Source organism: Arthrobacter sp. KNU40, from assembly GCF_051515115.1.
Taxonomy (GTDB): Bacteria; Actinomycetota; Actinomycetes; order Actinomycetales; family Micrococcaceae; genus Arthrobacter.
Genome location: NZ_CP195850.1, coordinates 2,450,946 through 2,464,695, shown reverse-complemented (window position 1 = coordinate 2,464,695; position 13,750 = coordinate 2,450,946). Strand labels below are relative to the sequence as shown.

At 64.3% G+C, this 13,750-nt stretch carries 12 protein-coding genes; 8 read left to right on the top strand and 4 right to left on the bottom strand.

Features of this window, described 5'->3' with window-relative positions; translation table 11 throughout:
• Nucleotide 1 precedes the first annotated feature (1 nt).
• Nucleotides 2–2,680, bottom strand: coding sequence for a magnesium-translocating P-type ATPase (gene mgtA, locus ACSKT0_RS11295; protein ID WP_437773826.1), 2,679 nt, complete (start codon nt 2,678–2,680; stop codon nt 2–4).
• Between the two features lie 294 nt (nt 2,681–2,974).
• Here mgtA and ACSKT0_RS11290 point away from each other — a divergent pair, with 294 nt between their 5' ends.
• Nucleotides 2,975–5,383, top strand: a complete 2,409-nt coding sequence (locus ACSKT0_RS11290) for a phosphoketolase family protein (RefSeq protein ID WP_437773825.1) — start codon at nt 2,975–2,977, stop codon at nt 5,381–5,383.
• Nucleotides 5,384–5,793: 410 nt separating this feature from the next.
• Here the strand turns inward: ACSKT0_RS11290 and ACSKT0_RS11285 are convergent, their stop codons facing one another.
• Entirely contained in the window at nt 5,794–6,042 is a 249-nt protein-coding gene (locus ACSKT0_RS11285) for an SHOCT domain-containing protein (protein WP_437773824.1), read from the bottom strand.
• 209 nt (nt 6,043–6,251) lie between these two features.
• Between ACSKT0_RS11285 and ACSKT0_RS11280 the strand changes: the two genes are divergently transcribed.
• Both ACSKT0_RS11280 and ACSKT0_RS11275 read left to right on the top strand, forming a co-directional pair.
• Nucleotides 6,252–6,695, top strand: coding sequence for a pyridoxamine 5'-phosphate oxidase family protein (locus tag ACSKT0_RS11280; RefSeq protein WP_437773823.1), 444 nt, complete (start codon nt 6,252–6,254; stop codon nt 6,693–6,695).
• Nucleotides 6,696–6,758: 63 nt separating this feature from the next.
• Nucleotides 6,759–7,637 carry a universal stress protein gene (locus ACSKT0_RS11275; protein ID WP_437773822.1) on the top strand — a complete coding sequence of 293 codons (879 nt, stop codon included), beginning with the start codon at nt 6,759–6,761 and terminating at the stop codon, nt 7,635–7,637.
• Nucleotides 7,638–7,667: 30 nt separating this feature from the next.
• Here the strand turns inward: ACSKT0_RS11275 and ACSKT0_RS11270 are convergent, their stop codons facing one another.
• Nucleotides 7,668–8,111 (bottom strand): pyridoxamine 5'-phosphate oxidase family protein, encoded by a 444-nt coding sequence (locus ACSKT0_RS11270; RefSeq protein ID WP_437773821.1) that lies wholly within the window; start codon nt 8,109–8,111, stop codon nt 7,668–7,670.
• A gap of 312 nt (nt 8,112–8,423) precedes the next feature.
• Here ACSKT0_RS11270 and ACSKT0_RS11265 point away from each other — a divergent pair, with 312 nt between their 5' ends.
• From ACSKT0_RS11265 to ACSKT0_RS11245, 5 genes are all read left to right on the top strand, one after another.
• Nucleotides 8,424–9,131, top strand: coding sequence for a cytochrome b N-terminal domain-containing protein (locus ACSKT0_RS11265; RefSeq protein ID WP_437773820.1), 708 nt, complete (start codon nt 8,424–8,426; stop codon nt 9,129–9,131).
• Nucleotides 9,128–10,081 carry a hypothetical protein gene (locus ACSKT0_RS11260; RefSeq protein ID WP_437773819.1) on the top strand — a complete coding sequence of 318 codons (954 nt, stop codon included), beginning with the start codon at nt 9,128–9,130 and terminating at the stop codon, nt 10,079–10,081. The genes ACSKT0_RS11265 and ACSKT0_RS11260 overlap by 4 nt, the downstream gene beginning before the upstream one ends.
• 79 nt (nt 10,082–10,160) lie before the next feature.
• A complete protein-coding gene (locus tag ACSKT0_RS11255) occupies nt 10,161–11,141 on the top strand; it encodes an ABC transporter ATP-binding protein (RefSeq protein ID WP_437773818.1) in 981 nt (326 codons plus the stop codon).
• 1 nt (nt 11,142) lies between these two features.
• Nucleotides 11,143–12,765 (top strand): ABC transporter permease, encoded by a 1,623-nt coding sequence (locus tag ACSKT0_RS11250; protein ID WP_437773817.1) that lies wholly within the window; start codon nt 11,143–11,145, stop codon nt 12,763–12,765.
• Nucleotides 12,762–13,232, top strand: a complete 471-nt coding sequence (locus ACSKT0_RS11245) for a GbsR/MarR family transcriptional regulator (protein WP_437773816.1) — start codon at nt 12,762–12,764, stop codon at nt 13,230–13,232. The genes ACSKT0_RS11250 and ACSKT0_RS11245 overlap by 4 nt, the downstream gene beginning before the upstream one ends.
• A gap of 23 nt (nt 13,233–13,255) precedes the next feature.
• Here ACSKT0_RS11245 and ACSKT0_RS11240 read toward each other — a convergent pair whose 3' ends face one another.
• On the bottom strand, nt 13,256–13,738 hold the full coding sequence (locus tag ACSKT0_RS11240) for a DUF805 domain-containing protein (protein ID WP_437773815.1): 483 nt from the start codon (nt 13,736–13,738) through the stop codon (nt 13,256–13,258).
• Between the last annotated feature and the right edge of the window lie 12 nt (nt 13,739–13,750).

The following is a 13,750-nucleotide window of genomic DNA, read 5'->3' as shown; positions in this document are numbered from 1 at the left end:
CTCAGCGAAGAGTGACGGATGGACGCCTTGGCACAATCCCGACAACCGGTGCGCTGAAGCGGGCGGCGCGGCGGGAGATGTGGTGGGTATCCGGCCGACGGCGGACAGGCGTCGGAAGCTCCGGCAGCTGCTGCGCGGCCCGGGCGAAGAACCATTGCTTGGCGAATTCCACCAAGACCATGTAGACCACGATCATTCCCAGTAGTGACAGGAAGAACGGCACCGGCAATGGATCGAAGCCCAGCAGGCCCGCCATTGGAGACAGCGGCAGGAAGATCCCCGCGGCCACCACGCCCAAGGATGCACTCAATAGTCCAAGCGAGGGGCGGCTTCGCAGGAACGGAACCCGTCGGGTCCGGATGGCGAAAATGATGAGGGTCTGCGTGGCGATGGATTCGATGAACCAGCCTGCCCGGAACTCCCCCGGGACGGCGTTGAAGACGAAAAGCATGAGCGCGAAGGTCGCAAAGTCGAAGATTGAGCTGATTGGCCCGAAAAGGAACATGAAGCGCCGGATGAAGGCGATGTTCCAGTGCGAGGGTGCCAGCAACTGTTCCTTGTCCACGCGGTCGCCCGGGATGGCCAACTGACCGCTGTCGTAGAGCAGGTTGTTGAGCAGGATCTGCCCCGGCAGCATAGGCAGGAAGCTCAACACCACCGACGCCGTGGCGGCGCTGAACATATTTCCGAAGTTGCTGGACGTTCCCATCAGCACGTATTTGATGGTGTTCGCGAAGATCCTCCGGCCCTCCATCACGCCCTCGGCCAGGACGCCAAGGTCCTTTTCCAAAAGCACTATGTCGGCGGCGTCCTTGGCGACGTCGGTGGCGCTGTCCACGGAGATCCCGATGTCGGCTTTGTGAAGGGCCAGGGCGTCGTTGACACCGTCGCCCATGAATCCCACGGCTCCGCCGCTCTGGCGCAGCAGGGTGATGATCCGCGCCTTCTGCTCGGGCGAGACGCGGGCAAAGATGGTGGCTTCCCGGGCGGCGGCGGCCAGCTCGGTGTCGGACAGTGCGTCCACGTCCGCGCCGGTGAGGGTTCCGTCCGAAATGACGCCGAGTTCGGAGCATACTTTTTCGGCGACTTTGGCGTTGTCTCCGGTGGCGATCTTCACGGAGATACCCAGCGTGGCCAATTGTTCCAGAGACGCTTTCGCGTTTGCCTTGGGCCGGTCGAGGAAGACGAGGAAGCCTGCCAGGACGAGGTCCCTTTCGTCAGCAGGCGTGATCTTACTCAGCACCGCGGCTGGGCGGGTAGCCACCGCGACGACGCGCGATCCGGCGTCGAACTGTTCGTCAAGCATGGCCTGCACGTCGGGCGAAGTCGGCCCGCAGAGGGCGAGCACGTCCTCAGGGGCACCCTTGGTGACCAGGCGTGCGGGGCCGCCGGCTTCCCGCACCAGCACGCTGGTGCGGCGGCGTTGGTGGTCGAAGTCGATTAGGTCGAGGCGCTCAAAGTGCGCCGGATCAAAGGCTGCGGCCCCGGTGCTCTCCCACAGTGCGGCATCCAGCGGGTTCTGCCCGGCCGTGGATTGTTTGGCCTCGGAGTAGTCGGTTTCGGTGGCCAGCAGACCCAAGGTGAGGAGTTCGGCGTCGGACACTTCCGGGGAGGCGGGCAGCGCGCCGGTGAAGCTGATGCGCCCCTCGGTGAGGGTGCCGGTCTTGTCGGTAACCAGGATGTCCATGTCGCCCAGGTCCTCGATGCAGACCAGTCGTTTGACCAGGACTTTCCGCCGGGCCAGCTGGCGGGTGCCGGTAGCCAGGCTGGTGCTCACGACGGCGGGCAGCAGCTGGGGCGTAATGCCGACGGCGATTGCCAGGGAGAACAGCAGCGACTCGATGAGCGGGCGGTGCAGCAGCAGGTTCGCGATGAAGATCAGCGTGGTGAGCCCGATAGCCACCTGCAAAAGCAGGAACGAGAACCGCTTCAGCCCGAGCTGGAATTCGGTCTGGGGCTGCCGTTCTCCCAAGCCCAGCGCGATACGGCCGAATTCGGCGCGGCCGCCCGTGGCTACGACGACGCCGGTGCAGCCGCCGGACTGGATGACGGTTCCCATGAAGACGCAGGATGCGAGGTCGCCCAGGGACGAGCCGGGCGCCACGGGGGCCGGATCTTTGGCGGCTGGCAGGGACTCCCCCGTCAGGATGCTTTCGTCGCAGAGGAGGTTCTTGGTGCTGAGGAGACGGATGTCGGCGGGGATGATGGCGCCCAGACTCAGGTGTACGACGTCGCCCGGCACCAAGGCGGTGACGTTCACGTCCTGCGTGGTTCCGTTGCGCAGCACGACGGCGCGGTGGGTGACCCGGGAATGCAAGGCTTCGGAGGCACGTTCTGCGCGGAATTCGTTGGTGAAGCCCAAACCCACGCTGACCAGGAGGATCACGCCGATCACGATCGAATTCGTGGCATCGCCCAGGAAGAGGGAGAGCCCTGCCGTGATGATCAGCAGGATCAGGATGGGGCTGGCGAACTGCCGGCCCAACACTGCCCAGCCGTTGGCACGGTGCGTCCGCACGGCATTCGGGCCGAGTTCTGCAAGGCGTTCCGCGGCTTCTTGGTCTGTCAGTCCGGTCGGGCCGGAGCCGAGGTGTTCGAGCACTTGGTCCGGAGGAAGGCATGCGGCCTCGTTGATCGGCAGCTGGATGGAGTGCCGTTCCTTGACGTTGATATCTGACATGCCGTATCCGTTCGAATGCGTCGCCTGAGGGAGTCGCCCTGGGATAAGGGTAAGGCTTGGGGAGGGTGCCTTGAGCGGATGGGAAAGTGTTGTTTGCTGGGTTGTGTCGAGCGGTTGGAAATGGCTACGTGGAGTTGTGATAGCAGTGCCGTGGCGGCGCGGCCTAGGGCCCTATGGCCCTAACCGTCACGCCGCGTATCTGACACCGTGAAGACCAGCACGGTGAGGACCATGCAGTCCAGGTCCGGAAACGCGTGCATTCGGCACGCCGTCGAACCTGGAAGAGGCAAGCCCATGGAAACCGGAACCCCCGTCACCGCAGCGTCGGGCGAAGACTTGGAGCTGTTGAACCGGTATTGGTCCGCGGCCAATTACCTCACGGTGGCCCAGATTTACCTCCAGGAAAACCCGCTTCTGAGAGAGCCGCTGCTCCCGCGCCACATCAAGCCCCGGCTCCTGGGCCACTGGGGAACCAGCCCGGGGCTGTCGTTGATCTATGCCCATTTGAACCGCCTGATCAGGCGAACCTCGGCGGAAGTCTTGTTCGTCGCTGGTCCGGGCCACGGCGGTCCCGCCGTCGTCGCCAACGTCTATCTTGAGGGCACCTACTCGGAGATCTATCCCAAAGTGGGGATGGACCTCCAGGGACTCCGGCGCCTTGTCCGGCAATTTTCGACGCCGGGCGGGATCGCGAGCCATGTCGGCCCGGCCACTCCCGGATCCATCCACGAAGGCGGCGAGCTTGGCTACTCCTTGATGCACGCCACAGGCGCGGCCATGGACAACCCCGGACTGATTGTCGCCTGCGTCATCGGTGACGGCGAAGCCGAGACCGGCCCGCTTGAAGCATCATGGAAGGCGCCATCGTTCCTCAATCCTGCCCGGGACGGCGCCGTGCTGCCGATACTCCACCTGAACGGGCACAAGATCTCGGGCCCAACCGTCCTGGGCCGCAAATCCGACGAGAATGTGGAGGGGCTGCTCAGGGCCCATGGCTGGGATCCGGTGACAGTTTCCGGCGACGACCCGGTGCTTGTCCACCGCGCATTGGCCACCGCGATGGACGAGTCTTATGGGCGCATCCGCGAACTGCAATCCACGGCGCGTAGCCAGGGCGTGCACGGCCCGGCGCGATGGCCTGCCATCATCCTGCGGACGCCCAAAGGGTGGACCGGGCCAGCCATAGTGGACGGGCTTCCCATTGAAGGAACCTTTCGCTCCCACCAAGTGCCCCTGGCAAGCATTCGCGAGAATCCCGAACACCTGGCGCAGCTTGAGGCCTGGATGCGCTCCTACCAGCCGGAAACCCTCTTCGACAGCACAGGCCGGCTCGTCCCCGAATTGGCCGCACTCGCCCCGGAGGGCAGCCTCCGCATGGGCGCAACCCGTGCAGGACGCGGCGGGACCGGGACTGCCCTTGAGATCCCCGAGCTGGAACAATACGCGGTACCGGCGGCCCCGCGGGGGTCGGTCGTCCACGAAACCACCAGGCCGCTCGGGGAACTGCTCCGGGACATCTACGTCGCGACCATCCCGGATCCGCGGTTCCGGCTCTTCTGCCCGGACGAAACCAACAGCAATCGCCTCGGTGCTGTCTTCGAGGCCACCGACCGCTGCCTCCTGGAACCGGCCAGGGCCGGCGATCATGCCCGGGCCGAAGACCACGTATCGCCGGGAGGCAGGGTCATGGAAGTCCTGTCCGAACACCTGTGCCAGGGCTGGCTGGAGGGATACCTCCTCACAGGCCGCCACGGACTGTTCGCCAGCTATGAGGCCTTCGCAATGGTCAGCGCGTCGATGACCGTCCAACACGCCAAATGGCTCCAGCATGCGAGGGAACTTGAATGGCGAGCCCCCGTTCCGAGCCTGAACATTCTCCTGACCTCCACCTGCTGGCGCAACGACCACAACGGATTCAGCCACCAAGGGCCCGGACTGATCGACACGGTGTTGTCCCTGTCGGGCACCGTCACCCGTGTCTACCTGCCACCGGACGCAAATACCCTCCTCGTCACCGCCGACCACATCCTTCGCAGCAAGGACTACGTCAATCTGGTGGTCGTAGACAAACAGCCGCACCCGCAGTACCTCACCTTGGAGGAGGCGAGGCGCCACGCCGCGGCAGGAGCGTCCATCTGGTCTTGGGCAGGGAACGAGCAGCCCGACGGCGCCCGGGCAGTGCCCGACGTCGTCCTGGCCTGTGCAGGGGACATCCCCACTCAGGAGACACTGGCCGCAGCCTGGCTGCTGCAAGAGCATCTGCCCGGACTTGTGGTCCGCGTTGTCAACGTCATGGATGCCATGGTCCTCCCGCCCCGCGACACCCATCCCCACGGGCTGTCCGGTGAGAAGTTCGAAGAGCTGTTCACGGTAGACGGAGAAGTCATCATGGCCTGGCACGGCTACGCCCGGGCCCTGCACCAACTCCTGCATGGAAGACCCCGCCCGGAACGGTTCCATGTCCGCGGCTACAACGAACAAGGAACCACAACTACCCCCTTCGACATGGTGGTCCTGAACAAGATGAGCCGCTACCACCTGGTCCTCGAAGCGCTGCGTCGCGTCCACCGGCAAGTCAGGGGCGCAGATGAACTCGTCGACTACTGCCGCAGACAACTGGATGCACATGCGCGATACATCCGGGAGCATTTCGAAGACCTCCCGGAAATCCGGGACTGGGTCTGGACGCCGCACCTTCCCTAGCGGGCGGGAAAGGAAGGTGCCGTCGAGGAGGAGTGCGGAGAACTGTGACCCAACAGACGGGTCACCCCGGAACAGAAGAGGGATATGGTTCTTTCACTGCAGCGGGGAAGCCATACTGTCGCCATGACCGGGGGCGGGGTCAACGACGCACTGGCGCTTAAGGAAGCGGACATCGCGCGCGCTCAACCTGCGACGCGCAGCCATCATCGGAGCGATGTATCTGGGCCTGGTCTTTGTGCTGACAATGCCCCTCCTCCAAGACTTCTTCGGCTTGGAATGGCCCCGGAACGATCTTCTTCTGACAGCGCTTGGAAGTGCCCTCGGCGGAATCCTCGTTGTCGAAGCCCTTCATCGGTTCCAGAGCCGGCGAAACGCCCGGAAAGTAGCCCCGGATCCTGCGGGAACAGTGCTCACTGCCGGCGCCGTAGAGCAGCGCGGCGCGCCGTGAGCTCCGTTTCGTCGATCTCGCCCCGGGCGAAGCGCTCATTGAGGATACGCTCGGAATCATCGGTTGGCCCCTGGAAACCCGATCCGCCCGCGCGGTTCCCGCGCAGTAGGAAGATCACCAAGGTGGCAATGCCAACCCAGAACAGAAACATCATCAGCCCCATGGCGATCCAGCCGCCGATGCCGATGTTTCCACCCCATCCCCACATCATGGCCGATCTCCCTTTGAATTCGGATTGTGAACCTGCGTCCAGTGTCGCCGGTTTCCGGACCCTTCCACAGGGTATTTAGTCACACCGCCGGGCCTTTCGGCCCTACAGCAGGAGAAGGGCGCTCAATAGGCTGCAGGAAGTTGCAGGTCTTCATACCCGCGATCGTGTGCCCGAAAAAGGAATAGACCTAGACGAACATAGGAGCAGACATGTCACTCCCCAGCATGGACGCAGGCCGCGTTGACGGCGGACTGCACGTCGCGGAAGAACTCAGCCAGGAACAGTGCTGGGATCTCCTGCGCTCAAACACCACCGGGCGTTTCGGCTTTGTCCAGCAAGGCAGGGTGGTGATCCTTCCGGTGAACTATCTGGTCGACGGCCAGTCCATTTACTTCCGCACGGCCGGGGATGGATCTATCGCTGAGGCAGTCCCCTCTCTCGGCTCGTCGTTTCAGATCGACGATTCACGTGCCGATCGCAGCGAGGGTTGGTCTGTGCTCGTCAGCGGGGCTTCGTCCCGTGTTGAGGATCAGGATCTGCTGACCAGGTTATGGGGAAAGGTCATGGCGGAGCCGTGGGCCGGCGGAGAACGGAATCTCTTTGTCCGGATCCAGGCTCACGAGGTCACCGGCCGCCACGTGCATCTGGAGTGAACCCACATCTGGCGTGAGCCCGAAGCCATTCCACGTTCAAGCACGCTCGCGGGTAGGGAGACCATGGACACCGCGGAAGAAATCATCATTGGCTACGACGGGTCCGCCGCAGCTGTCCCGGCAGTCCGATGGGCTGCCCTTCAGGCGGTTCGGCGGAACTGCGGACTTCATCTGGTCCACAGCACCCTGTGGCCGGCAATCACCCGCGATCTGGGTCCCGTGCCGGGCGTCGAAGGCAGCGGTTTGCGACGCGCGGCCGAGGACATTCTTGCCGAGGGCGTGGCACGGATCCACGATGCGGTTCCTGAATTGGCTGTCAAGACGACGCTGTTCTATGGGTGGCCGGCCGAACACCTCAGGACACTCTCTTCCGGCGCCGAATTGCTGGTCGTCGGAACCAGGGGCGCGGGGGGTTTCATGGGACTACTGATCGGCTCCGTCAGCTTGGAACTAGCGGCAACAGCCGATTGCCCCGTCGCTGTCATCCGTGGCGGAGAACACCTGGGCGGTCCAATTGTAGTCGGCGTCGACTTCGACGATTGGGAGCTACCGCTTCGGCAGGCGTGCAAGCTAGCCGCATTGGCCGGTGCAGCCCTTCGAATGGTGCACGTCCGGAAGAAGCACCGGATTCCGCGCCCCATCTCTGAAGCGGGCATCTCGACTCAAGGCCCACAGGAACCCCGGGTCCAGTCGCTTCTCGACGCCGCCGAGCGGAGCGCCCACGACACATTTCCGGGCCTCGATCTCGACATGAGATCACCGATCGGCACGTCCATCCCTGGCACAATTTTGGCGGAGGCTCAAGATGCCTCCATCATCGTCGTCGGGACCCAGGGACACGGACTCGTTCGGGGCACCATCGGTTCGACCGCCCATGCTGTGCTTCATCACGCAAGCTGCCCGGTCCTGCTGGTGCGTCGACCCAGCCCGGGCCGCCGGTGAATCAGATGTGTCCCGGTGAATCAGATGTGTTCAGTACAGGTCGCCAGGGGCCAACTCGTCGTTCTCCGGTCCCCGGTGAATGCGCCTCCCGGTGATTGACGTCGGGACGATCTCAACGAAAACCCGCTTCTTTGTAGAGGTCAATTGCTGGCGGGGAATCCTTTCGGCCGCTTCAATCTCGGCACCGGACTCAAGCTGCCGTGCGTTGCCTTTGACCACGACGCTCCAGACGGATTGGCTACCGACCCCGTCGGTCTCCAACGCAACTTTGTCATTGATCGTGAGTGCGAACAGCTTCTCCCCGGGATTCGTGCGGAGGAGGATTTTTCCGTCGTGGGCGACGAAGTTGATCGGATAGATCTCCGGTTCGTTGGCGATGCTTAGTGCCAACCGCCCCAACGTAGCACCCAAAAGGATATTCCAGCATTCTTCTTCGTTCAGGACTTCCACGGGGTTTGCGGTATCCGGTGACATGGTGGGTCCTTTCGATGGTCGGCATTCCAAGCCATTCCAGCATGCGCGCGGCCGGCGTCATCCAATAGGGTCCTTGGACCCGTGTCTACTGACCGGCAAGCTTGTAGCGTCATTCATAGGAAGGCTTCCCATAGAAGGTTCGCTTTCATCGAAAGAGGCCGTGATGCTCGGAATAAAACAGGCGGATACCGGAATCTATTTCCAGTGGGGTGACTTCCTGATCCAATTCGGCAATCTGGTGGTCATTGCCACGATGGTCGTGCTATTCATTCTCGCGTTGGTGATTCCATTTCCGCGCGGAAGGAAACGGAAATGACCGCGGACCACGGCCCGGTTTCGACTGCCGACGACGGTGAACCACGATTCTCCACCTGGACAGGAAAGGCCCGAGGCTGGGCGTTGCGCCGACTACCGCCGGACAAGCTGCTTCCAGAAGGCCAGCCGAGTTACGTGTCGTCCTGGATTTACGTCTTCGGCATGGGCGCCGTTGCCGCGTTCGTCTACGTCCTCGCTTCCGGCGCCGTGCTGGCCTTGAACGGACCCACGTGGTTCCATGCCTCGGCCTTTGGGCGTTTCATCAACAGCACCCATCTGTGGAGCGTTGAACTGTTCTTCATGTTCATGGTGATCCACCTCTGGGGCAAATTCTGGATGGCTGCATGGCGGGGCGGGCGCGTGCTGACCTGGATCACCGGGATGGTCGCGTTTGTCGTCTCGATCGTGACTGCCTTTACCGGCTATCTGCTTCAGACCAATTTCGACTCGCAGTGGATTGCCTTCCAAGCCAAAGACGCCCTCAATGCCGTCGGTGTGGGGGCGTGGTTCAACGTCGCCGATCTGGGCCAGATACTCATGTGGCACATCACGCTCCTCCCGCTGGCCGTCGCCGTCGTCGTCGCCCTCCATGTTGTTCTCGTGCGGATGCACGGTGTAGTGCCCCCGTTGGAGGCTGCGGAATCTGACGCCCAGCTGCGCCCAGCGGCGCCAAATGCGGCTGTCGAGAGCGAGGACACGAAGTGACAAAGTCCCTGGCGTCAACCTCGTGGCGCGCAAGAAACGACATCGCCAGCAGGCCATGGCCCGGCGCGACGCGCGAATACGACCTGTTCAAGGAACTTGCTGCGGGGCTGGTGGTTGTTTGCCTGCTTGTCCTGGGACTCTCGGCGGTTTTCAGCTCGCCGGACGAGCCGAGTGTGACCCTGAAGTCCTGGGCCATGGCCGACCCCGCGGACTTCGTTGCGACAGCCACCACGGAACTCGGGGGCACGAGCCGCACCGCAGGGTATGGACCGCCGTACAATTCGACGCCCGATGCCACTCAAAGGCTCGGCCCGGTCGACCTGCAGAGTCTTTCGGGCGTACGGCTTCCGATCGACACCGCCAACGACTTCGTCATCGGTCCACTCCAAACCTTACCGGCGCCTCCGGCGGCGATCGACGAATGGACGAAGGCAAGCGACGCCCAGCACGCTGCCTGGACCACCGCGTACGGGGACGCGCTCGGCAAAGCCCCGGACAACGACCCGGCGAAGGTTCCGCCCGGCGACTACGGCCCGGTACCGGCCCTCACCGGAGCCCTTCTGGCCATGGCGCAGCAAGGGACTCTTGATCCGGTCCTGAGCGCAAGAGGTTCGTTCTACAACACCGATTACAAAGCCAGCATCTTGTTCCTCGGCGACGGCAGCTACTTCCCTGGCCTCGCCGATGCCCAGCATCTGACCGGCGACCAGTGGGGCATGATGAATGAAACCGGCAACTACCCCGGCCAGTCATGGCTGTGGCTCTTCTCGGGCCTCTACCAAGTGGAACCCTTCAAATCAGCGCCGAACGCAGATGTCCTCGTCGTCTTCTCCATGGTGATCCTGACACTCCTCCTGACCTTCGTGCCCTTAATCCCCGGACTCAGGTCGTTGCCCCGCCGCATACCCGTGCACCGCCTGATCTGGAGGGACTACTACAAGCACCGCTAGGCCAACGCACGAACTGCACCGGAGCACAAGGGCCTTTCGACCATTCAATACTTTGTGAAAACTCCGTACGTTTGTGGTTATGGACACCGTCATTCAGACTGTCGACCTGCACAAGAACTTCGGGCGCGTCAAAGCGCTCGACGGCCTCGACCTTGAGGTCCACGAAGGCGAGATCCACGGCTTCCTCGGGCCGAATGGCGCGGGGAAGACCACCACGCTACGCATCCTTCTCGGCCTGGCCCGGCCGTCGTCGGGCAGCGCGACAGTCCTCGGCATGCATCCCTGGGCAGACGCCGTCGAACTCCACCGGCGCGTCGCGAGCATCCCGGGAGACGTGAGCCTCTGGCCCAACCTCTCTGGCGGCGAGGCCATCGACCTCCTCTCCCGCCTCCGTGGCAGCTCTGTGGGCCAAGTCACCTACAAGGAGCGCAAGCATCACCTCTGCGAACTCTTCGACTTCGACCCGGGCAAGAAGGGCCGCGCCTACTCGAAAGGAAACCGCCAGAAGGTCGCGCTCATCTCCGCCCTCGTCATGGACGCTGAGTTGTATCTCCTCGACGAGCCGACGAGCGGTCTTGACCCGCTCATGGAGGCAGTCTTCACGCGCGAGATCCGGCGGATCGTGCGCGAGAACGGCGCCACAGTCCTGCTCTCAAGCCACATCCTCTCCGAAGTCGAGCAGCTCGCCGACCGCGTAAGCATCATCCGCGCCGGCCGGATCGTCGACGGCGGCACACTCGACGCACTGCGCCACCTCACCCGCACGGAAATCTCGTTCGCCCAGGACAGTGTTGACACCCACGCACTGGACACGCTGTCGCAGGTCCACGATCTCACCGTGGCCGACGGGCGCGTCAAGTTCGGCGCCGATTCCGATCGCGTCCACGAGGTCCTGCCGCTTCTGGGCAGCCTCGGGGTCAAAGGCCTGCTCATCGCTCCGCCGTCGCTCGAAGAACTCTTCCTGCGCCACTACGGCGACACGGTCACCCCGCCTGCCCTGCAGGCAGCGGACGACGGCGGCAGCCACCATAGGCGCCACCGCGCCGCGGCGGGAGCCTGAGATGGGCGCACTGTGGATCCTGTACCGGCAGCGGTTACGCCGCGACCGCTGGCAGGTCATTGTCTGGGTCCTCTCGATCGGAGTGCTCGCACTATTCGCCGTCGCGGCCATAGCGAAGACCTTCGGCGACGACGCGACGCGCGCACAGGTGCTTCAGCTCGCGACCGCGGCTCCCGCGATCCTTGTGCTGCGCGGCCTCCCCCGCGGTCCGGCGCTCGATTCGTTCACGTTTTTCGAAATCTTCGCATTCCTGGGCGTCCTTGCCGGACTCATGAATACATTCATGGCCGTCCGGCACACCCGGGCAGAAGAGGAGTCAGGCCGGGCCGAGCTCGTGTCCGCGACGGCAGCCGGACGGTGGGCCCCGCTCGGCGCAACTGTCCTTCACGGCGCGGTGGCCAACGTGCTCGTGGCCGTCGCTACGGCACTCGGCTTCGCGGCCGGAGGGCTCGACCCGGCCGGCTCGCTTGTGGCAGGCTTCGCTACGGGCGCCGTGGGCTTCGCCTTCCTCGGCGTCGGCCTGCTGGCCTCCGAGTTCTTCAGCACATCACGGGGGGCCAACGGCATCTCGTCCGCTCTCGTGATGCTCGCGTACCTGCTGCGCGGCTTCGGCGACGCCACCGGACAGGTTGGTCCCGACGGGACGACTGTGACGGCCGCATGGCCGAGCTGGATCTCCCCCATTGGCTGGGGCCAACAAACCTTCGCCTACACAGGCAACCGATGGTGGCCATTGCTCCTTCCCCTCGCACTATGGGCGGCGTGCACCGTCTCCGTCGTAGCAATCATGGCGCGCCGGGACGTCGGGGCGAGCGTGCTCGCCGGGCGATCCGGACGCGCCGACGCCAGACCCTGGCTGCGAGGGAGCTTCTCCCTCGCGCTGCGCTTGCAGCAAGGCGCGATCATCGGCTGGTGCATCGGCGGCCTCGCGACCGGCCTGCTCACGGGCTCGCTCGGGTCCGCGATCCAGTCCTCAATCACCTCCAACCCCCAAATCACGGCCGTCCTTCGCGGCATGATCGAGGCACAGGGTACATCAATGACCCAGCTCCTCGTCGCCGCACTGTTCGAGGTAGCCGGAATACTTGCCGCCGTGTGCGGCCTCCAGGCCATCCTCCGCCTGCGCCAGGAGGAGGTAGCCGGAACCGCCGAGGCGGTCGTGGCGGGGCCGGTGAGCCGGATGCGCTGGCTCGGGAGCTTCCTCGGCCTCGGCGCCGTCTCGGTCGTGTTCGTCATGGCGTTCACGGCCCTTGGAGCGTGGCTCTCCCTCATTGCGTTCGGAGACACCTCAAGCGCCGTCGGCGATGTGTGGCAGACTGCCGTCGACCAGGTCCCAGCAGCACTCATCTACCTTGCACTTCCCGCCGCCGTTTTCGTCGTCTGGCCCCGTGCCACCATCCCTGCCGCGTGGGCGCTTCTGGGCGTCGGCGTCGTCCTCGGGATCTACGGCGGCATGCTCGGCCTTGACCAGACCCTCCGGGACCTCTCACCCTTTACCCACAGCCCCGTCACCACCAATATCGGGACCGACTGGAGCGGGGGCTTCTGGATGCTCGGCGTTGCCGCAGTCCTCACGGCATTCTCGCTCGTGGCCGTGCGCAGCCGGGAGGTAGGCACGGCGTGACAGTTCCAGGGAGCAAACGCATGCCCGACGCCGCCGAGACATCCGCGGCTGTACTCACGGCCGCGGGCTTCCCCAAGATGCCGGCCCGCGCCCTCATGGCCCTTGTGGTCTCCGACGACGGCTCCCTGACCGCAGCCGAGCTCGCCGAGATACTGGGCGCGAGCGCCGCCGCCGTCTCCGGAGCCGTGCGGTACCTGCAGACCGTCGGCTTCGTGCACCGGGTCTCGCAGCCCGGAAGCCGCCGCGACCGCTACGCCCTCCCCGACGACGCGTGGTACGTCGCCTCCCTCCGGCAGAACCCCGTGTACAAGCGCCTCGCGGACCTCGCCGACTCCACCGCGTCAAGCCTCCCGGAAGGGTCAGCGGCCAAGGCAAGGGTCACCGACATGGGCGCCTTCTACCGGTTCCTCATGACCCGGATGCCGGGGCTCCTCGATGAGTGGGAACACATGCGAACCGAAGCCTAGCCTCCTCCGACATTGCCTGAGCCTCAAGCCTGAGGCGGATACGGCTGCGGCGGGTTCGGCGGATATGGCGGCGGATATGCCTGCACCAGTCGGTCGAAGCGCTGCCCCCTGGGATTGGCTGGCAGCAGCACAAACACAAGCAGCGCGATCCATCCGAGCACAGGCACCAGGGCGAGCAACAAAAAGAGCGCACTCAGATTCGCATCGTGCAGGCGCCGTGCAGCCAAGGCGAGCGAAGGCACGATCGTCGCCAGGAACCACAGGCCGCCAAGGGCCGTCGAGGTGCTGGTGTTGCCGTTCGCTGTCGCACCGGCTGCATTGATGACCCCTGAGACGACGGCTGAGGCGAGGAACCACCACCAATACTCACTGCGGCTCGCCCGCCCGTGGAAGATTGCGTATTTCTTCCAGAATCGTTTGACGGCTTCGATCGGCGGGGCTCCATAGTATGGCAGCTCAAGCGGGACTCCACCCGGGGGAAAATTCTGAGGCTGATAGCTGGACATGATTCAAGCCCT

Bases quoted from the DNA above. Each gene is read 5' to 3' on its own strand.
- ACSKT0_RS11270 (WP_437773821.1), bottom strand. From the start codon at position 8,111: ATGTCACCGGATACCGCAAACCCCGTGGAAGTCCTGAACGAAGAAGAA.
- ACSKT0_RS11275 (WP_437773822.1), top strand. From the start codon at position 6,759: ATGGACACCGCGGAAGAAATCATCATTGGCTACGACGGGTCCGCCGCA.
- ACSKT0_RS11285 (WP_437773824.1), bottom strand. From the start codon at position 6,042: ATGATGTGGGGATGGGGTGGAAACATCGGCATCGGCGGCTGGATCGCC.
- mgtA (WP_437773826.1), bottom strand. From the start codon at position 2,680: ATGTCAGATATCAACGTCAAGGAACGGCACTCCATCCAGCTGCCGATC.
- ACSKT0_RS11255 (WP_437773818.1), top strand. From the start codon at position 10,161: ATGGACACCGTCATTCAGACTGTCGACCTGCACAAGAACTTCGGGCGC.
- ACSKT0_RS11240 (WP_437773815.1), bottom strand. From the start codon at position 13,738: ATGTCCAGCTATCAGCCTCAGAATTTTCCCCCGGGTGGAGTCCCGCTT.
- ACSKT0_RS11250 (WP_437773817.1), top strand. From the start codon at position 11,143: ATGGGCGCACTGTGGATCCTGTACCGGCAGCGGTTACGCCGCGACCGC.
- ACSKT0_RS11265 (WP_437773820.1), top strand. From the start codon at position 8,424: ATGACCGCGGACCACGGCCCGGTTTCGACTGCCGACGACGGTGAACCA.
- ACSKT0_RS11290 (WP_437773825.1), top strand. From the start codon at position 2,975: ATGGAAACCGGAACCCCCGTCACCGCAGCGTCGGGCGAAGACTTGGAG.
- ACSKT0_RS11280 (WP_437773823.1), top strand. From the start codon at position 6,252: ATGTCACTCCCCAGCATGGACGCAGGCCGCGTTGACGGCGGACTGCAC.